This is a genomic window from Saccharopolyspora sp. 7B, assembly GCF_020177435.1.
GTDB classification, from domain to species: domain Bacteria; phylum Actinomycetota; class Actinomycetes; order Mycobacteriales; family Pseudonocardiaceae; genus Saccharopolyspora_C; species Saccharopolyspora_C gregorii.
In genome coordinates, this window is the sequence record NZ_JAIUKC010000020.1 from 32483 (window position 1) to 49987 (window position 17505).

A 17505-nucleotide genomic window follows, 5' to 3' on the forward strand; every position below is an offset into this window, starting at 1 on the left:
CGGGGGCCTCGTTTCTCAGCGGGCGAAGGAGATCTGCAGCGTGGGCTGCGTCGAGTCCGCGAAGAAGTCCTCCCCCTTGTCGTCGACGACGACGAACGCCGGGAAGTCCTCCACCTCGATGCGCCACACCGCTTCCATGCCCAGCTCCGCGTATTCGAGGACGTCGACCGACCGGATGCAGTCCTGCGCGAGCCGCGCGGCGGGGCCGCCGATGGAGCCGAGGTAGAACCCGCCGTGCTCGCGGCAGGAGGCGGCGACCTTCGACGAGCGGTTCCCCTTGGCCAGCATGACGAGCGAGCCGCCGGCCGCCTGGAACTGCTCCACGTAGGAGTCCATCCGCCCCGCGGTGGTGGGCCCGAAGGAGCCGGAGGCGTAGCCGTCCGGCGTTTTCGCCGGCCCCGCGTAGTACACCGGGTGGTCCCGCAGGTACTGCGGCATCGGTTCGCCCGCGTCCAGCCGTTCGGCGATCTTGGCGTGCGCGATGTCGCGGGCGACGACGAGCGGTCCGGTCAGCGACACCCGGGTCTTCACCGGCAGCTTCGAGAGCTCCGCGCGGATCTCGGCCATCGGCCGGTTCAGGTCGATGCGCACCACGTCGCTGGACAGCTGCTCGTCGCCGACTTCCGGCAGGTACCGGGCGGGGTCGCGTTCGAGCTGTTCGAGGAACACGCCCTCGGGAGTGATCTTCGCCTTGGCCTGGCGGTCGGCGGAGCAGGACACGGCGACGCCGACGGGAAGCGAAGCGCCGTGCCGGGGCAGCCGGACGACCCGCACGTCGTGGCAGAAGTACTTGCCGCCGAACTGGGCGCCGATGCCGAACTGCCGGGTCATCTCCAGCACTTGCGCTTCGAGTTCGACGTCCCGCAACGCGTGCCCGGACGGGGAGCCTTCGCGGGGCAGGCCGTCGAGGTAGCGGGCGGAGGCGAGCTTGGCGGTCTTGAGGTTGTGCTCGGCGGAGGTGCCGCCGACGACGATCGCCAGGTGGTAGGGCGGGCAGGCCGCGGTGCCCAGCGAACGCAGCTTCTCCTCCAGGAACCGGGCGAGCCGCGTCGGGTTCAGCAGCGCCTTCGTCTCCTGGTAGAGGAAGGTCTTGTTGGCGCTGCCGCCACCCTTGGCCATGAACAGGAACTCGTAGTGCGGGTCGGTGCCCGCCTTGTTGTACAGCTCGATCTGGGCCGGGAGGTTGCTGCCGGTGTTGCGCTCCTCCCAGAAGTTCAGCGGCGCCATCTGCGAGTACCGCAGGTTCAGCTCCTGGTAGGCGTCGAACACGCCGCGCGCCAGCCGCTGCTCGTCCTCGCCGCCGGTGAGGATCGTCTCGGTGCGCTTGCCGATGACGATGGCGGTACCGGTGTCCTGGCACATCGGCAGCACGCCACCGGCGGACACGCAGGCGTTGCGCAGCAGGTCGGTGGCGACGAACCGGTCGTTGGCGCTGGCCTCCGGGTCGTCGACGATGGCCCGCAGCTGCGCGAGGTGCGAGGAGCGCAGCAGGTGCTGGATGTCCTTGATCGCCGCGCTCGCGCGCGCGGTCAGCGCCTCGGGCGCCACTTCCAGGAAGCGCCGCCCGGCGGCTTCCACGGTGCGGATGCCCTCGGTGGTGAGCAACCGGTAGTCGGTGTCGTCCGGACCGAGCGGAAGGATCTCGGTGTGGTCGAACGTGGTGGTCACGACGCCGCTCCTTTGCGCGTTCGGGAATGCGGTGACGTTAACGCAACGGCGCGCGGAGCCGGACCGGGTCTGTCGGCAGGGGTCGGACACCTGCGAGGCTGTCGGACGGTAACCGAGCCGATGGGAGACGCCCTTGTCCACGACGGATCCGACCTCCGAGGCCCTCGACGGGTTGGTCAACCTGCGCGATCTCGGCGGATTGCCCGCCGAACCGGGGACCACCCGGGAGGGGATCGTGCTGCGCAGCGACGCCCCGCGCGCGGGGGACCGGGACCCGGAGGACGTGGCGTGGCCGCCGCGGCTGGTGCTGGACCTGCGGGACGCGTCGGAGCTGAACGGCACCGCGCACCCGCTGGCGCAGGTGGCGGAGGTGCACCAGATCGAGCTGCTCGCGGGCATCCACTCCACTGAGGTGGCGCATCCGCTGCCGGAGCTCTACCAGCTGGCGCTGCGGAACGCGGCGGACAAGCTGGTGCGGGTGTTCCGCCTGGTGCTGGCGGCGGAGGGGCCGGTGCTGGTGCACTGCGCGGCGGGCAAGGACCGCACCGGCGTGGTCTCGGCGATGCTGCTGAGCGCGGCGGGAGTCCGGTCGGACGCGATCATCGCGGACTACGTGCGGACGGACCGGAACATGTTCCGGGTGCTGCAGCGTCTGGAGATGGCGCCCGCGTTGCCGCCGGGCGTCAGCGAGGAGGACGTGCGGCACCTGATCTCGACGCCGGTGGAGGCGATCGAGGGCGTGCTGGCGACGTGGGCCGAGCACGAGGAGCACGCGGCTGGCTGGTTGCGCGCGCACGGCGTCACGGCGGACGAGATCGACCGCTGGCGCCGCAAGTTCCGCGACTGAACGGGGGCCGGCCCGGACACCGGGTCGCCCGCCGCACGGACGGCCCTGCCGCGGCCCGCCCGGAGCACGGTCGGCCCCGGAGCACGGACGCACCCGGTGCGGGTGACGGGCGCGGACAGGGCGAGAGGCCGGACCTGCCTCGGTGGGCGAGTCCGACCTCCCCTGGGATGCGCCCGGCCGGTCGCCCGGCCGGACGCGCACGTCCGTTCCTTCGGGTCGCCGCGGGTGCCGAGCGTCAGCTGGCGTAGGCCCGCAGCCGGTCGGCGCGGTCGCCCTGCCGCAGCTTGGACATGACCTCCCGCTCGATCTGGCGGACCCGCTCGCGGGAGAGCCCGAAGGCCTTGCCGATCTGGTCCAGGGTGCGCGGCTGGCCGTCGTCGAGGCCGTAGCGCATCCGGATCACCGACTGCTCCCGCTCCTCCAGCGTGCCCAGCACGCGGCGCAGGTCGTCCTGCAGGAAGCCGGAGATCACGGCGTTCTCGGCGTCGGCGGACTCGGCGTCCTCGATGAAGTCGCCGAGCGGGGCGTCCTCCTCGGCGCCGACCGGCATGTCCAGACTCACCGGGTCCCGGGAGTGGTCGAGCAGGTCGGAGACCTTCTCGGGGGTGAGCCCGCTCTCGGCGGCCAGTTCCTCGTCGGTCGCCTCGCGGCCCAGCTTCTGGTGCAGGTCGCGCTTGATCCGGGCCAGCTTGTTCACCTGCTCGACCAGGTGGACGGGCAGCCGGATGGTGCGGGACTGGTCCGCCATGCCGCGGGTGATGGCCTGCCGGATCCACCAAGTGGCGTACGTGGAGAACTTGAAGCCCTTGGTGTAGTCGAACTTCTCCACCGCGCGGATCAGCCCGAGGTTGCCCTCCTGGATCAGGTCCAGCAGCGGCATGCCGCGGCCGGTGTAGCGCTTGGCGAGGCTCACCACCAGCCGCAGGTTGGCCTCCATCAGGTGGTTCTTGGCCGACTGGCCGTCGCGCACCACCGCCCGCAGGTCGCTGCGCCGCTCGGGCGAGATCTTGCCGTCCGTCTCCAGCATGTGCTTCGCGAAGACGCCCGCCTCGATCCGCTTGGCGAGGTCGACCTCCTCCTGCGCGGTGAGCAGCGCGGTCCGGCCGATGCCGTTCAGGTAGACCCGCACCAGGTCGGCCGAGGGGCCCTGGTTGTCGAGGTCGGCGTCGGTGGCGGTCATGGTGTTGGTCTGCGGGACGGTCATTGAGCTCCCTCCCTGACGGGCTGGCTTGCGGGGCGTGCCCACGGCGCGGACTGGCGCTGTGGAGGACGCGTACGCTCGGTGTTGCGGGCCGAATGCCACGCCGTCCGGATGTGACGGTTGTGCTGTCTGGTGTCGTGCTGTCGGGTCGGAGTGGTGCGTGTTCACGACGTGCCTCGTGTGGTTCCGGTGCGAGAACGGCCGTTCTGATCGGAACTCCACTCGACTCGCCGTCGAGCCGCCGCGTTGCGGTGGCGGCTCGGTGGACCGGGCTGTCGAAGCTTGGATACCTGGAAAACGAACGCACCCTTGAATTCGTTCCCGAACTGCTCGACCGTGAGACGTCGCGGCGGTCACATCCGTTGCTCCGCGAAGTCTGAGGATCAGCTGAGAACCGGCGTTACATTCACACGTCGATCAACAACGTGAATGGTCCGTCGTTGACGCTGTCCACTTCCATCATCGCGCCGAAGCGCCCGGTGGCCACCTGCGCGCCCCGCTCCCGCAGGCGTTCGACGACCTCCGATACCAGTGGTTCGGCCTGCTCAGGGCGGGCCGCCTCGGTCCACGACGGGCGGCGGCCCTTGCGAGTCGAGCCGTAGAGGGTGAACTGGCTCACCACCAGCAGCGGGGCTCCGGTGGTGGCGCAGGACTCCTCATCGCGCAACGCCCGCATCTCGTGCAGTTTGCGCGCCATATTCGCCGCCTGTTCGGAGCCGTCGGAATGGGTCACGCCCAATAGCACCAGCAGACCGGGTTCTTCGATCTTGCCGACGGCCTCCCCGCCGACCCGGACCGAGGCCCGCGTGACCCGGCTGACCACCGCCCGCATTACTCGCCGCCTGCCCATTCCGCCGGGATCACCATTCCGTGCCGCACCAGTTCCCGCAGCACCGGCACCGCGGCGCGGGAGAGCTCCGCGGCGTCCTCGCCCGCGCCGAGCGCGAGCAGCTCCACCAGGTCCCGCACCGGCAGCGCGCCCTGGCAGCCGGCGAGCAGCCGCACGCCGAGCTCGTCGATCTCGTGCTGCCAGCCTGGGCCGTCGGTGCGGTGCAGCCGGTGCACGAAGCGCTCCCAGCCCTCCTCGCCGTGCGCGGCGACCTCCTCCAGCACCGTCGAGGGCGCGGTGACCAGCCGCGCGTCCAGCAGCCCGTCGCCAGAGCCGTGCTCGCGCAGCCACGCCACCCGGCGCAGCCAGCCGTCGCTCTCCGGACCCAGCGGGTCGTCGAAGGCCTGCCGGAGGTCCTCGCACACGACCTCGCCGCGCTCGGCGCCGCTGCGGCGCAGCGTGACGAACCCGAAGCCGACGCCGTCCACGTCGTTGGCGTCGAACCAGTCCAGCCACTCGGCGGCCTTGCGCCTGCCCGCGGGCGAGCGCGGGTCGAACCCGGCGTCGCGCAGCCAGGTGCCGACGTACAGCGCCGGATCGGCCACGTCACGCTGCGCGAACCAGGCGTCCACCCCGCCCGGCGGCAGCCAGCGCGCCACCCGGTCTTGCCAGTCCTCGCCCTTGCGGTGCAGCCAGGAGGCCAGCAGCTGCCCCGTGCCGCCCTCGTCGAGGAACGACGGCAGCTGGCGCACCACCAGCGCGCTCGCGTCGTCCCCGGCGAGCCCGGAGTCCCGGTACACGTAGTCGGTGCGCGGCGGGCCGACCACGAACGGCGGGTTGCACACGATCTGGTCGAACCGCCGGCCGCGCACCGGTTCGAACCACTCGCCTTCGGCGAGCTCCACGTCGATCCGGTTGAGCCGGAACGTGGCCGAGGCCAGCGCCAGCGCCCGCGCGGACACGTCGGTCGCGGTGACCCGCTGCGCGTGCGTGCTGGCGTGCAGGGCCTGCACGCCGCAGCCGGTGCCCACGTCCAGCACCGAGCCGACCTGCCTGCGCGAGGTCGCCCGCACCAGGCTCAGCGAGGCGTGCCCGACCCCGAGCACGTGGTCGACGCCGGTCGCCCAGCCCTCCGGGCGCAGGTCGGCGTCGAGGTCGGAGATCACCCACCACGAGTCCTCGCCCGCGCTGTGCGGGCGGATGTCCAGCGCCGCGCGCAGCGCATCGCCGTCGGCGGCCAGCACGCCACCGGCGACCGCGTCGGCCACCGGCAGCGGCCGCAGCGCCGCGGCCACCTCGGCGGCCGGTTCGGCCTCGCCGAGCAGGAACAACCGCACCAGCGTGCCCAGCGGCCCGCCGTCCGCGGTCGCCCGCAGCGCGGGGACGGGTTCGCCCCGCCCGAGCGCGGCGTGGGCCTGCGGCCCGAGCAGGTCCACCACGCCGTCGGCGTCGTAGCCGACCTCCTGGAAGGCGGCGCGGAGGCGGTCGAGGACGTCGTTCGAGAGATCCGGAATCACGCGCCCGATCCTCACACGCCCCGCGGAACGGCCTGCGCAGGGACGCGCGGAACCCCGCGTGCGATCCTGACCGCATGAGCCGGACGCTGCACCTGACCCAGAACGCCGAGGCCGACGCGCTGCTCTCGGAAGATCCGCTGGCGTTGCTGCTCGGGATGCTCCTCGATCAACAGGTGCCGATGGAGTGGGCCTTCGCCGGCCCCAAGGTCCTCCTTGATCGCCTCGGCGAGCTCGACGCCCGCGGCATCGCAGCGATGGACCCGGAGGAGTTCGCGGCCACCTGCGCCACCCCGCCCGCGATCCACCGATTCCCCGGCTCGATGGCCAAGCGGGTGCAGGCGGTGTGCGCGTACCTGGTGGAGCACTACGACGGCGACGCCGAGCGGATCTGGACCGACGGGGACCCGGACGGGGCCCGGGTGCTCGCCCGGCTCAAGGCCCTGCCCGGGTACGGCGACCAGAAGGCGCGGATCTTCCTGGCGCTGCTCGGCAAGCAGTGGCAGGTGCACCCGGACGGCTGGCGGGAGGCCGCGGGCGCCTACGGGGATCCGGACGCCCGCCGCTCCATCGCCGACGTAGTCGACCAGGAGACCCTGGACGAGGTCCGCTCCTGGAAGAAGGCCCAGAAAGCAGCCGCCAAGAAGAAGTGATCCGGGGCTTCGAACTCGGGTCGGGTAGGGCTCGGGTGGCGGAACCTCAGCGGCGTTCTCGCTGTGGGATCGTTTTCACAGGTGGCTCCGCCACATGAGAAAACGCTGTCCTCGCGAGAACGCCGCTGAGAACCCGCTGGTGGTCCGGTTGATCAGGTGATCGGCGGCTCAGCGGCTTCGCCGCTGACAAGAAACAGATAGGACCCGCTGGGCAGGTTCGATCAGGTGTCCTGGCCGATCAAGCCGCCTGTTGGGAGGACGGGGACTGGTAGCGGTCCACGTACTCCTGGTCGGACAGCTCCGAGATGGCGTACATGATCTCGTCGGTGATGGACCGCAGCACCGGCAGCGACCCCTCCATGCCGTGGTAGCGGGAGAAGTCCAGCGGTGCGCCGAACCGGACCTCGACGCGGGTGAGCCGCGGCACCTTCGCCCCGATGGGCAGCAGCCGGTCGGTGCCGTGCAGCGCCACCGGCACCACCTTCGCCGCCCCGCTCAGCGCCAGCCGGGCCACTCCGGTCCGGCCGCGGTAGAGGCGTCCGTCGGGGGAGCGGGTGCCTTCGGGGTGGATGCCGAACGCGCCGCCGTCGGCGAGGACCCGCTCGGCCGCGCCCAGCGCCTCCTTCGCGGCCCGCCCGCGCCCGCGCTCCACCGGGATGGCTCCGAGCGACCGGAACACGCCTCCGACGAGCCGGTTCTTGACCCCGCCGCCCTGGAAGTACTCGGCCTTCGCCAGGAACGCCACCGGCCGGGGGACCACCAGCGGCACGATGAAGCTGTCGGCCACCGACAGGTGGTTCACCGCGAAGATGACCGGGCCCTCGGCGGGGACCTGCTCGGCACCGGTGACCTTCGGGCGGTACACCGCCCGCGCCACCGAACCGAGCACCCGTTTCGTGAGCATGTACAACATCGCGCAGCCTCCCCGTCCGTCTCTCCCGCCACCCCAGAACCTACCGCCGCCGCAGGTCGCCGCGGTCGCCACCGGGTCAAGTCCACGTGAAACCCGTGGATCGGTGCGGCGGCGGTCACCCCGCGACCAGGGTGTCGGAGCCGCGGGCCGAGTGGGACGATGGAGGACGTGGAGGTGGTGTCGTGAGCAGCACTCGGCACGGCGACGACACCCCGGTGCTGATCACCGAGGCGCAGCCGTCCTACGACGATCAGCAGGCGGAGCGCCGCCGCAAGTACGCGATCATGATGTCGATGCGCATCCCGTGCCTGATCGCGGGCGCGGCGTGCTACCAGATCTGGTGGCTGGCGTTGATCATCGTGGCGATCTCGATCCCGCTGCCGTGGATGGCGGTGCTCATCGCCAACGACCGCCCGCCGCGCAAGAGCGAACAGGTCAACCGCTACCAGCAGTCGGCGCGCGCGCTGGAATCCCGCGACCACCGGGTGATCGACGACTCCTGAATCGGTTCGGGCGTCCGAGGTGCGCGGTGCACGCCGCGCGCGGTGCGGCATCATGGGGTGATGAGCACGATGACGCTTCCGGAGACCGATGTCCGGCCGGAGACCACGGACCAGACCCAGGATGACCGTCCAGAGGTCTTCCACTACGTGCAGAAGGACAAGATCGCCGAGAGCGCGGTCATGGGCACGTACGTGGTGGCGCTGTGCGGCGAGGTGTTCCCGGTGACGAAGTCGGCGAAGCCCGGCTCGCCGGTGTGCCCGGACTGCAAGAAGGTCTTCGAAGGCCTGCCCCCCGGTGGTGGCGACGACGACTGAGCCGGGTTGCTCAGTGGCTCGCCGGTGCCGGGGAGCCACTGAGAGCTGGACCGGCTAGGACTCCTCGTCGGGGTCCGGTTTCTCCTGCGCGAGCGCGGTGGTCACGATCGTCGTCGGCGGATCGACGGCGGCGCGTGGCCGCTCGTCCTTCGCCCGCCACGCCCGGTAGCCCTCCTCGGTGCGCAGCTGCTGCTCGGCGCGGCGCATCTCCAGGCGCCGCCACTTGCGCCGCTCCCGGCGGGTCATCTTCGCCGGCCACAGTTCCTGCAGCGCCTGGTTGAACTGGGCGCCGATGATGATCGCCAGCCCGATGAAGAACGCGAACAGCAGGAACGCGATCGGCGTGGCCAGCGCCCCGTAGGTGTAGCCGGTGCCGGTCACCCAGGTGATGTACCAGCGCAGTCCGACGCTGGAGCACAGGAACACGGCCATCGCCACCAGCGCGCCGGGCACCCCGCGGTGCCACGGCAGCTTCCGCGGCAGCGCCACCTTGTACAGCGTGGCCAGCGCCAGCACCAGCAGCAGCCCGGTGGCGGGGAAGTAGAACACCTGGATCAGCCACGCCACGTCGTCCTGCATCGACGGCGGAAACACCGTCGGCAGCCACTCCGGGCCGAGCGCGATCACCGGCAGTCCGACGACGGCCAGCAGCAGCGCCGCCAGGTAGAGCAGCAGCGCGAAGATCCGCTGCCACACGCTGTGCCGCACCGTGTACTGGTCGTAGGCCATGGTGATCGAGTCCACCAGCGAGGCCAGCGCCGAGGATCCCGCCCACAACGACAGCAGGAAGCCCACCGACACGATCTCGCTGCGCCCCTTGGTGAGGATGTCCTCCACCGTCGGCCCGATGATCTGGTCCACCACGTTGCCGCTGAACACCGCGCGCGCCCCGGACAGGATCTTGCCGTGCACCGCGTCCACGACGGCGGGCCCGAACCAGTCCCCGAGGAACCCGAGGCTGCCCAGCAGCCCCAGCAGCAGCGGCGGCATCGACAGCGTCTGCCAGAACGCGGCCGCCGCCGACTCGGAGAAGATGTTGTCCCACCACGCCTTGTCGATGGTGCGCCAGATCAGCTGCAACGGCCCTCGTCGCGGGCGGGTTCCGGCGGTGGCGGCCCAGCCCTGCTCGGGCGGCGACTGGGCGTCCTCCTCCGGCGCGCGCGCATCGGAGGGCTCCGGCCGTCGGCCGTGCTGGCCGGGCCGCTGGCTGTCACCGGTCGGACCTGAGGAACCCATCGCGGCTACAAGGATGCTGCATGCGAACGACGAGCGGGCGTGGACCCGGCGAACCGGGAGTGTCAGCGCGATCTCGATCCGGCTGGCGGGTCGGTGCGCCCGGTCACGGGAGGCGGGGCGGTAGGCTGCGGGTCGCCCTCGGCGGATCTCCCGCTCGGCGCGGAGCCGCGCGGCGGGACGGGTGGACGGGTTCCACCGGGCCGCCGGGGCGTCTCGCGCCCGGCCGGTGATCCGCAGGTACGCGCCGCGCGCATCGCGAGGGGGAGAAGGCTCAGGAAGGAGCGGCGAGCAAGCGTGTCCGAGGCACAACTCGATCCAGTCCGATCTGTGCTCAGCGACCCGTCGCAGGCCGCCCAGCGCCCGCTGCGCGCCTGGCAGCGCCGGGCGCTGGCGAAGTACCTCTCCAGCAACCCGCAGGACTTCACCGCCGTCGCCACGCCCGGTGCGGGCAAGACGACGTTCGGTCTGCGCATCGCCGCGGAGCTGCTGGCGGACCGGACGGTGGAGTCGGTGACGGTGGTCGCCCCCACCGAGCACCTCAAGCACCAGTGGGCGATGGCCGCGGGCGGTGCCGGGATCCCGCTGGACCCGGACTTCCGCAACTCCGACGGCTTCACCTCCAGCGACTACCGCGGCGTGGTGGTCACCTACGCGCAGATCGCCGCGCACCCCACGTTGCACCGGGTCCGCACCGAGCGGCGCAAGACCCTGGTGATCCTGGACGAGGTCCACCACGCGGGCGACGCGAAGTCGTGGGGCGACGCGACGCGCGAGGCGTTCACCCCGGCGGTGCGGCGCCTGGCCCTGACCGGTACCCCGTTCCGCAGCGACGACACGCCGATCCCGTTCGTGAACTACGAGCCGGACGCCGACGGGTCGATGCGCAGCAAGGCCGACAGCTCCTACGGCTACTCGGACGCGCTGCGCGACGGCGTGGTGCGCCCGGTGATCTTCCTGGCGTACTCGGGGGAGACCCGGTGGCGCACCAACGCGGGCGACGAGTTCTCCGCGCGCCTCGGTGAGCCGCTCACCGCGGAGCAGACCGCGCGGGCCTGGCGCACCGCGCTGGACCCGGCGGGGGAGTGGATCCCAGCGGTGCTGCAGGCCGCGCACACCCGGCTGCAGCAGCTCCGCAACGGCGGGGTGCCGGACGCGGGCGGTCTGGTGATCGCCTCCGACCACGTCACGGCGAAGGCGTACGCGAAGACGCTGGAGCGGATGACCGGCACGACGCCGACGGTGGTGCTCTCCGACGACCCGAAGGCCTCCGGCCGCATCGCCGAGTTCGCCGATTCCGACGGCGAGTGGATGGTCGCGGTCCGGATGGTCAGCGAAGGTGTCGACGTCCCGCGGCTGGCCGTCGGCGTCTACGCCACCAGCGCCTCCACCCCGCTGTTCTTCGCGCAGGCCGTCGGCCGCTTCGTCCGCGCCCGGCGCCCGGGGGAGACGGCGAGCATCTTCCTGCCCAGCGTGCCGGTGCTGCTGGAACTGGCCAGCCAGCTCGAAGCCGAGCGCGACCACGTGCTGGGCAAACCGCACCGGGAGAAGGACGGCTGGGAGGACGAGCTCCTCGCCGACGCGAACCGCACCAAGGACGAGCCGGGCGAGGAGGAGAAGGCGTTCACCTCGCTGGGTGCCGACGCCGAGCTCGACCAGGTGATCTACGACGGTTCCTCGTTCGGCACGGCCGCGTTCGGCACCAGCGAGGACGAACAGGACTACCTGGGCCTGCCAGGGCTGCTCGAACCGGACCAGGTGCGAGCGCTGCTGCGCCAGCGCCAGGAGCAGCAGCTGGAGACCGTCGGCAAGCGCGAGGCCGCGGACAAGGAGCAGAAGGCCGCCGAACGCGCCGAGCAGGCCGAGCAGGCCCGTCGCCCGCAGAGCGTGCAGGAACGGCTGAAGGGGCTGCGCAAGGAGCTCAACACGCTCGTCTCGCTGCACCACCACCGCACCCGCAAACCGCACGGCAAGATCCACAACGAGCTCCGCCGGATCTGCGGCGGCCCGCCCACCGCGATGGCCACGGTCGAGCAGCTGGAGGAGCGGATCGCCACCCTGCGGTCCTGGTGAGGGCTCGCTGCCCGCTGCGGACGGTGTCCGATCGCGACCCCGGTGTGATCGCCCGTGCCTACCCTGCTCCCCATGGCATTCGACGTGGAGAAGGTGCGGGCCCGGTACCCGGCGCTGTCCGACGGCCGGTCCTGGCTCGATTCGGCGGGCGGGACGCAGGTCCCGCAGCAGGTGATCGACGCGGTGGCGGAGGTGCTGGCGCGCGGCGTCTCGAACGTGGGCGGGGACTTCGACTCCAGCCGCCGGGCGGTGTCGGTCGTGGCCGGGGCGCGCGCCGCCCTGGCCGACCTGACCGGCGCGCCCGGCCCGGAGTGCGTGGTGTTCGGGCCGAGCACCACGGCGCTGGTCTACCGCTTCGCCGGGGTCCTCGCGGCGGGCTGGCGCCCGGGCGACGAGGTGGTGGTGACCGAGCTCGACCACGACTCCAACGTGCGCCCGTGGGTGCAGCACGCGCAGCGGGCCGGAGCGACCGTGCGGTTCGCCCCGATCGATCCGGAGACCGGGTCGCTGCCCGCCGAACGGGTGGTGGAGCTGATCGGGGAGCGGACCAGGCTGGTCGCGGTCACCGCGGCGTCGAACCTGGTCGGTGAGGTCCCGGACGTCGCGGCCATCACCCGGCGGGCCCGCGAGGTGGGGGCGACGAGCTTCGTCGACGGGGTGCAGCACTGCCCGCACGCCGAGGTCGACGTCGCGGCGCTGGGCGCCGACTTCTACGCGACCAGCGCCTACAAGTGGTCCGGCCCGCACCTGGCAGCCGTGGTGGCGGCCGACCCGTGGTCGTTGGAGACGCTGAACCCGGACAAGCTGCTGCCCTCGCCGGACGAGATCCCGACCCGGTTCGAGCTGGGCACCGCACCGTTCGAGTCGCTGGCGGGGGTGACCGCGGCCGTCGACCACCTCGCCGAGCTGGACCCCGCGGCCACCGGAACCCGCCGGGAGCGGCTGCTCGCGAGCCGCCGCGCGGTCGTCGCCCACGAGGACCGGCTGGCCGCGCTGCTGTTCGACGGGCTCGCCGAGCTGCCGCACGTGCGCCGGGTCGGCCGGCCAACAGGCCGTTGCACGCCGATCGCGGCGTTCACCGTGCCCGGCCGCTCGCCCGCGGAGGTCGCCGGGTGGCTCGCCGAGCGGGGCATCAACGTGTCCGCCGGGCACGGCTACGCGTGGCAGGCGGTGCGCGCGCTCGGCCTCGGCGAGGAGGGCGCGGTGCGCGCCGCGCTGTGCCACTACAGCGAGGAGGCCGACGTGCGGCGGCTCCTCGACGCGCTCGGCGAACTGGCCTGACCGCGCGTACCGGTACGGCGAAAGCCCCGGAGAACCAGGTTCTCCGGGGCTTTCGGGTCGGGTGTCGTTACTGCTCGTCCTGCTGGAGTTCGGCGTCCATTTCCCGCAAGCGCGGCTCGAACTCCCGGCCGTGGTGCCCGCAGAACAACAGCTCCCCACCGGATGGCAGTACGGCGCGAAGCTTCGCAGCGGCCCCGCAGCGGTCGCAGCGGTCGGCGGCGGTCAGCTCGGGGCGGGTGAGCGTTCCAGGCATCGTGATCTCCCTCCGTCCCGGCGCCGGGTCGTACCCCGACGCCCTCGATCCTGCTGCGACCACCGGTGGCCCACTGGCGGCGGGGCCGGTGCTCGCTTACCCCACTCTTGCAGACGCACAGCCGTACGTCAGTGTTCCCGAGCGGAGTGGCGACCGTCGTCACGTCGAAGTACCCGCTTGCCGCAGCACCGGTAGCGGAGCGTGGCAATCCCGGCACGGAGCCGTTTTCGAGTCCCCTGACCAGGGAAAATGGTGAACCTCGAATTGCGCCGACCGGCGTTTCGTGCGTACCGGCGGTGCGCATTCCCGGCTCCGGGCGCGAACGGTTCTGCTGCAAGCGAACGACCGGCACGCCTGGGATGCGCCGAATTCCCGAGATTCACTGTGTGATGAATCACGCCTCGATTCCCCGCGAATTCCGGCGAATCCGGCGTGGAACCGCCGCTGAGGGGCCTCCGCGGCGGAACGTTCCGGTCTCGGTCCGCCAGGATCCCCGCGGCGGGACCGTGCGGATCGATCGCGCGGAGCGGCCACCAAGCCGCACCGGTGCCGTCGACCGATCGCGCGGATCGCCCCGCGAATCCGGGCGTCCGAGCTCCGGGCGAGGCGGACTGCTCCGGCCGGGAGAGCGACCGCGGTCGACCCACGGCCGCCGCGATCACCTAACCGAGCGGGCCCGTGGGCGAACCACCGCGGCCGAGCAACGGCCGTGCCGGCCGCGTCGAGCGGTTCGCGCACGTGCAGCGCGCACTGGAGAGTCGTGCGTGCATCCTGGACACAGGGGTTCACCCACTTCCACGCACTTCGGCGGTTCAGTCTTCCGACCGGCTCATGCTGTCACGAACGGTGACCGAGCCGGAAGATCCATTACCCGATCGTACGAGCACGTGCCGCTCCCCGTCCGGTTCCTCGCACCAGCCGGCGGGCCACTTGCGGCGGACCCCGTCGGCGGGTGGCGTCGCGGAGGCGTCGGTCAGAGTGGTCTCGGTGTGCGTGCCGAAGTCGACCTCGCCCGCGAACAGGGCGTCGCGGAAGTTCGCGCCCTGGCCGTCGAAGCCCACCCGCCGGAAGTCCGCGAGTCCGGTGAACCGCGCGGACCGGAAGTCGGCCTGCTGCTCGAACACGGCGCCGCGGAACACGCCGGCGCCGTCGAAGCGGGCCCCGGCGAACGTCGCCCGCCGCACCCGGCAGCGGGTGAACCGGAACGTGCTCAGCACCGCGCCCGCCAGGTTCAGCCGGATGTCCGGCCAGAACAGCTCGGCGGTGTCCTCGTCGGCGCGCAGGTGCGCGGTCAGCACCAGTTGGGCGGTCTCCCGCACCTCCCGCTCCAGGGCGGGGTCGGTGTCGTCCGCGCCGGACGTGGCGGCGGGCATCCGCAGGTAGGCGCACAGCAGGTCCACGATGGTCTGCCGGTGCTCCGGGTTGCCCTGGGCGAGCCGTTCCAGCGCGAAGATCCCGGCCAGCCGCACCGGTGCCTTGTCGCTGCCCAGCTGGTCCGCGGCCCGGCCGTACAGCTCGGTCACCCGGGCCACGGCCGAGTCGTGGCTCTTGATCTCGATGTCCAGCTCGGTGGACCGCTGCTTGCGCGCGGTCAGCAGCAGGCCGGCCGCCCCGCCACCGCCGAGCACGATGCTGAACGCGGTGCGGATGGCGTCCAGCCGGGTTCCGGCCTCCGGCCCGGTGCTGCTCACCAGCACCCACAGCGCGATGATCGAGATCAATCCCAGCAGCACCAGCCCGATCCCCCAGGCCGCGATCGCCGCGTTGGACAGCACTTCGGGCCGCTGCGCGCTCCGCCGTTCGCTCACCACTCGATCATGTGGCTCCGGCGCGCGGTCGAGCCACCGAACGACCCGACGCCACCCGGATGCGCGGCGACGACCGCGCGGGGTGACCGCGCTCCCGGATTCACCGAACCACCTCGCCGGACCGCGGCGTCTCGATAATCTCCGCGGGTGATCACCGAACATGTCGGCGTGTCCGCGCTGACCCACGTGCACGCCCGCCCCGGTGGCCGCGGAGTGCTGCGCTTCGACCAGCAGGGCTGGACCCTGCACCGCACCGCTTTCGCCTGGCCCGACCTCAAACGGCTGATGATCTGGGTGGTCGTCGCCACCTGGGTGCTGGCGGTGCTGGCCATGCCCTTCCGCGAGCGGCTGGAGCACGACGACACCGCCCAGCTGGTCGCCGCGATCATCGCGACGCCCATGTTCCTGATCCTGGTCGGCCTGCTGCTGTACTGGGTGGTGAACCTGCTCGCCGAGGTCCTGTCGATCGTGTTCACCGTCGTCACCCTCGGGCACTTCCACCGGAACCCGCCGCGCTGGCTGCAGCGGCTGCGCGCCGCCCGGCGCCGCAAGTCCGCACCCGGCGAACCGTCCGCGCCGGTCGCCGCGCACCGCTACGACTCCGTCGTCGAAGGCCGCGTGCTGCACCGGTTCCGTCGCACCGTCGTGCTGCTGCGCACCACCGACGGGCGCACGCTGCGCTACCGCACCTGGGGCTTCGCCGGACGGACCCGGTTGCTCGGCGACGCCTTCGCCGAGCACCTCGCCGACCGGCTCCGCTGAGCGGGAGCAGACCTGGACCCGCCTCGAACGCACAGGAGGCCGGTACCCCGCGGGGTACCGGCCTCCAATGCGGTTCGGGAACTCAGTCCAGGTAGTCGCGCAGCACCTGGGACCGCGACGGGTGGCGCAGCTTCGACATCGTCTTCGACTCGATCTGCCGGATGCGCTCGCGCGTCACCCCGTAGACCTGGCCGATCTCGTCCAGCGTCCGCGGCTGGCCGTCGGTGAGGCCGAAGCGCAGCCGCACCACGCCCGCCTCCCGCTCGGACAGCGTCGCCAGCACCGACTGCAGCTGGTCCTGCAGCAGCGTGAACGACACGGCGTCGACGGCGACGACCGCCTCGGAGTCCTCGATGAAGTCCCCGAGCTGGCTGTCCCCCTCATCACCGATCGTCTGGTCCAGCGAGATGGGCTCCCGGGCGTACTGCTGGATCTCCAGCACCTTCTCCGGGGTGATGTCCATTTCCTTCGCGAGCTCCTCGGGCGTGGGCTCGCGGCCCAGGTCCTGCAGCAGCTCGCGCTGGATGCGACCCAGCTTGTTGATGACCTCGACCATGTGCACCGGGATGCGGATGGTGCGGGCCTGGTCGGCCATCGCGCGGGTGATGGCCTGCCGGATCCACCAGGTGGCGTACGTGGAGAACTTGTAGCCCTTGGTGTAGTCGAACTTCTCGACCGCGCGGATCAGCCCGAGGTTGCCCTCCTGGATCAGGTCCAGGAACGCCATGCCGCGGCCGGTGTAGCGCTTGGCGAGGCTGACCACGAGCCGGAGGTTGGCCTCCAGCAGGTGGTTCTTGGCCCGCTCGCCGTCCCGGACGATCCAGCGCAGGTCGCGCTTCATCTGGAACGTGAGCTTCTCGTCGGCCTCCTCGGCCTGGCGGAGCCGCTCGGCGCCGTAGAGGCCGGCCTCGATCCGCTTGGCGAGTTCGACCTCCTCCTCGGCGTTGAGCAGCGCGACCTTGCCGATCTGCTTCAGGTAGGCGCGCACCGAGTCGGCGGAGGCGGTGAGCTCGGCGTCCTTGCGGGCCTGCCGCAGCGCCTCGGACTCCTCCTCGTCCCAGACGAAGTCGGAGTCGGTCTTGCCGTCCTCGTCCTCGGGGACGGTCGGCTCCTCCGGGATCTCCACTTCGACCTCGGCGAGGTCACCCACGTCGGGCGAGGTCAGGTCGGTCTCGATCGGTTCGTCGATCTCCAGACCTTCGCCGTTCTTGGCGGTGTTCTTCGCACCGGCCTTGCCCGCGCCGGACTTGGCCGGAGCGGCCTTGGTGCCCTTCTTGGCCGCCGGCTTCGCGGCGGTCTTGCGACCCGCCGACTTCGCGGCTGTCGCGGACTTGGCCTTCGCCGCGCCGGTACCGGTCTGGCCGGTCTCTTGCGCGGACGCCTCGGTCTGGGACTGGGATGCGGACTTGGCCGACGAAGACTGGCCACCGCCGGCGGTTGCAGCGGAGCTGGAGCGTCGGGTTGCGGTTTCTGCGGCTGCCACGTACGCCCTTTCGCGACGGTCGATCAGGGCAGGCCGGAGGGCGCGAAACCTCGGCCGCCAGAGGTCGGGGACGACCCACCTGCCAGAACTTCCGAAGCGGAGTCGATTTCGGCTGAACGCCTGTTCCGGCGCCGTGCCGGAGGTTCCGGATGAGGTCGGTCGTGTTCCA

The 17505-nt window shown here is 71.8% G+C and carries 16 protein-coding genes; 7 read left to right on the forward strand and 9 right to left on the reverse strand.

Annotated features, from left to right (window positions below; translation table 11 throughout):
- Window positions 1–15: 15 nt before the first annotated feature.
- Window positions 16–1668 (reverse strand): fumarate hydratase, encoded by a 1653-nt coding sequence (locus LCD33_RS04480; RefSeq protein ID WP_224977543.1) that lies wholly within the window; start codon window positions 1666–1668, stop codon window positions 16–18.
- 133 nt (window positions 1669–1801) lie between these two features.
- Here LCD33_RS04480 and LCD33_RS04485 point away from each other — a divergent pair, with 133 nt between their 5' ends.
- Window positions 1802–2515 carry a tyrosine-protein phosphatase gene (locus LCD33_RS04485; RefSeq protein WP_224955388.1) on the forward strand — a complete coding sequence of 238 codons (714 nt, stop codon included), beginning with the start codon at window positions 1802–1804 and terminating at the stop codon, window positions 2513–2515.
- Window positions 2516–2750: 235 nt separating this feature from the next.
- Here LCD33_RS04485 and LCD33_RS04490 read toward each other — a convergent pair whose 3' ends face one another.
- The 3 genes from LCD33_RS04490 to LCD33_RS04500 form a co-directional block, all read right to left on the reverse strand.
- The gene (locus tag LCD33_RS04490) at window positions 2751–3719 is read right to left on the reverse strand and encodes a sigma-70 family RNA polymerase sigma factor (protein WP_224955389.1); all 969 of its coding nucleotides are present in this window, start codon (window positions 3717–3719) and stop codon (window positions 2751–2753) included.
- 403 nt (window positions 3720–4122) lie between these two features.
- A complete protein-coding gene (dtd, locus tag LCD33_RS04495; RefSeq protein ID WP_224955390.1) occupies window positions 4123–4548 on the reverse strand; it encodes a D-aminoacyl-tRNA deacylase in 426 nt (141 codons plus the stop codon).
- Window positions 4548–6062 carry a methyltransferase gene (locus tag LCD33_RS04500; protein WP_224955391.1) on the reverse strand — a complete coding sequence of 505 codons (1515 nt, stop codon included), beginning with the start codon at window positions 6060–6062 and terminating at the stop codon, window positions 4548–4550. The genes dtd and LCD33_RS04500 overlap by 1 nt, the downstream gene beginning before the upstream one ends.
- Window positions 6063–6136: 74 nt before the next feature.
- Between LCD33_RS04500 and LCD33_RS04505 the strand changes: the two genes are divergently transcribed.
- The gene (locus tag LCD33_RS04505; protein WP_224955392.1) at window positions 6137–6712 is read left to right on the forward strand and encodes an HhH-GPD-type base excision DNA repair protein; all 576 of its coding nucleotides are present in this window, start codon (window positions 6137–6139) and stop codon (window positions 6710–6712) included.
- A 238-nt stretch (window positions 6713–6950) separates the two neighbouring features.
- On the opposite strand, the gene LCD33_RS04510 is transcribed toward LCD33_RS04505, so the two are convergent.
- Window positions 6951–7625 (reverse strand): 1-acyl-sn-glycerol-3-phosphate acyltransferase, encoded by a 675-nt coding sequence (locus LCD33_RS04510; RefSeq protein WP_224955393.1) that lies wholly within the window; start codon window positions 7623–7625, stop codon window positions 6951–6953.
- A gap of 182 nt (window positions 7626–7807) precedes the next feature.
- Here LCD33_RS04510 and LCD33_RS04515 point away from each other — a divergent pair, with 182 nt between their 5' ends.
- Entirely contained in the window at window positions 7808–8128 is a 321-nt protein-coding gene (locus LCD33_RS04515; protein ID WP_224955394.1) for a DUF3099 domain-containing protein, read from the forward strand.
- 60 nt (window positions 8129–8188) lie between these two features.
- Window positions 8189–8443: a DUF3039 domain-containing protein gene (locus LCD33_RS04520; protein ID WP_224955395.1), complete on the forward strand. Its 255-nt coding sequence runs from the start codon at window positions 8189–8191 to the stop codon at window positions 8441–8443.
- Window positions 8444–8497: 54 nt separating this feature from the next.
- Here the strand turns inward: LCD33_RS04520 and LCD33_RS04525 are convergent, their stop codons facing one another.
- A complete protein-coding gene (locus LCD33_RS04525) occupies window positions 8498–9679 on the reverse strand; it encodes a YihY/virulence factor BrkB family protein (RefSeq protein ID WP_224955396.1) in 1182 nt (393 codons plus the stop codon).
- Between the two features lie 327 nt (window positions 9680–10006).
- Between LCD33_RS04525 and LCD33_RS04530 the strand changes: the two genes are divergently transcribed.
- A complete protein-coding gene (locus tag LCD33_RS04530; RefSeq protein ID WP_224955404.1) occupies window positions 10007–11749 on the forward strand; it encodes a DEAD/DEAH box helicase in 1743 nt (580 codons plus the stop codon).
- Between the two features lie 72 nt (window positions 11750–11821).
- Window positions 11822–13030, forward strand: coding sequence for a cysteine desulfurase-like protein (locus LCD33_RS04535; RefSeq protein ID WP_224955397.1), 1209 nt, complete (start codon window positions 11822–11824; stop codon window positions 13028–13030).
- A gap of 67 nt (window positions 13031–13097) precedes the next feature.
- Here LCD33_RS04535 and LCD33_RS04540 read toward each other — a convergent pair whose 3' ends face one another.
- Both LCD33_RS04540 and LCD33_RS04545 read right to left on the reverse strand, forming a co-directional pair.
- Window positions 13098–13283 carry a hypothetical protein gene (locus tag LCD33_RS04540; protein ID WP_224955398.1) on the reverse strand — a complete coding sequence of 62 codons (186 nt, stop codon included), beginning with the start codon at window positions 13281–13283 and terminating at the stop codon, window positions 13098–13100.
- A gap of 812 nt (window positions 13284–14095) precedes the next feature.
- On the reverse strand, window positions 14096–15091 hold the full coding sequence (locus tag LCD33_RS04545) for a pentapeptide repeat-containing protein (protein ID WP_224955399.1): 996 nt from the start codon (window positions 15089–15091) through the stop codon (window positions 14096–14098).
- 147 nt (window positions 15092–15238) lie between these two features.
- Here LCD33_RS04545 and LCD33_RS04550 point away from each other — a divergent pair, with 147 nt between their 5' ends.
- Window positions 15239–15853, forward strand: coding sequence for a hypothetical protein (locus LCD33_RS04550; protein ID WP_224955400.1), 615 nt, complete (start codon window positions 15239–15241; stop codon window positions 15851–15853).
- Between the two features lie 82 nt (window positions 15854–15935).
- Here LCD33_RS04550 and LCD33_RS04555 read toward each other — a convergent pair whose 3' ends face one another.
- Window positions 15936–17336, reverse strand: a complete 1401-nt coding sequence (locus LCD33_RS04555) for an RNA polymerase sigma factor (protein WP_224955405.1) — start codon at window positions 17334–17336, stop codon at window positions 15936–15938.
- Window positions 17337–17505: the final 169 nt, after the last annotated feature.

Excerpts from the sequence above, each read along its gene's own strand:
- LCD33_RS04505 (WP_224955392.1), top strand. The coding sequence starts at position 6,137 with ATGAGCCGGACGCTGCACCTGACCCAGAACGCCGAGGCCGACGCGCTG.
- LCD33_RS04525 (WP_224955396.1), bottom strand. The coding sequence starts at position 9,679 with ATGGGTTCCTCAGGTCCGACCGGTGACAGCCAGCGGCCCGGCCAGCAC.
- LCD33_RS04520 (WP_224955395.1), top strand. The coding sequence starts at position 8,189 with ATGAGCACGATGACGCTTCCGGAGACCGATGTCCGGCCGGAGACCACG.
- dtd (WP_224955390.1), bottom strand. The coding sequence starts at position 4,548 with ATGCGGGCGGTGGTCAGCCGGGTCACGCGGGCCTCGGTCCGGGTCGGC.
- LCD33_RS04490 (WP_224955389.1), bottom strand. The coding sequence starts at position 3,719 with ATGACCGTCCCGCAGACCAACACCATGACCGCCACCGACGCCGACCTC.
- LCD33_RS04535 (WP_224955397.1), top strand. The coding sequence starts at position 11,822 with ATGGCATTCGACGTGGAGAAGGTGCGGGCCCGGTACCCGGCGCTGTCC.
- LCD33_RS04540 (WP_224955398.1), bottom strand. The coding sequence starts at position 13,283 with ATGCCTGGAACGCTCACCCGCCCCGAGCTGACCGCCGCCGACCGCTGC.
- LCD33_RS04510 (WP_224955393.1), bottom strand. The coding sequence starts at position 7,625 with ATGTTGTACATGCTCACGAAACGGGTGCTCGGTTCGGTGGCGCGGGCG.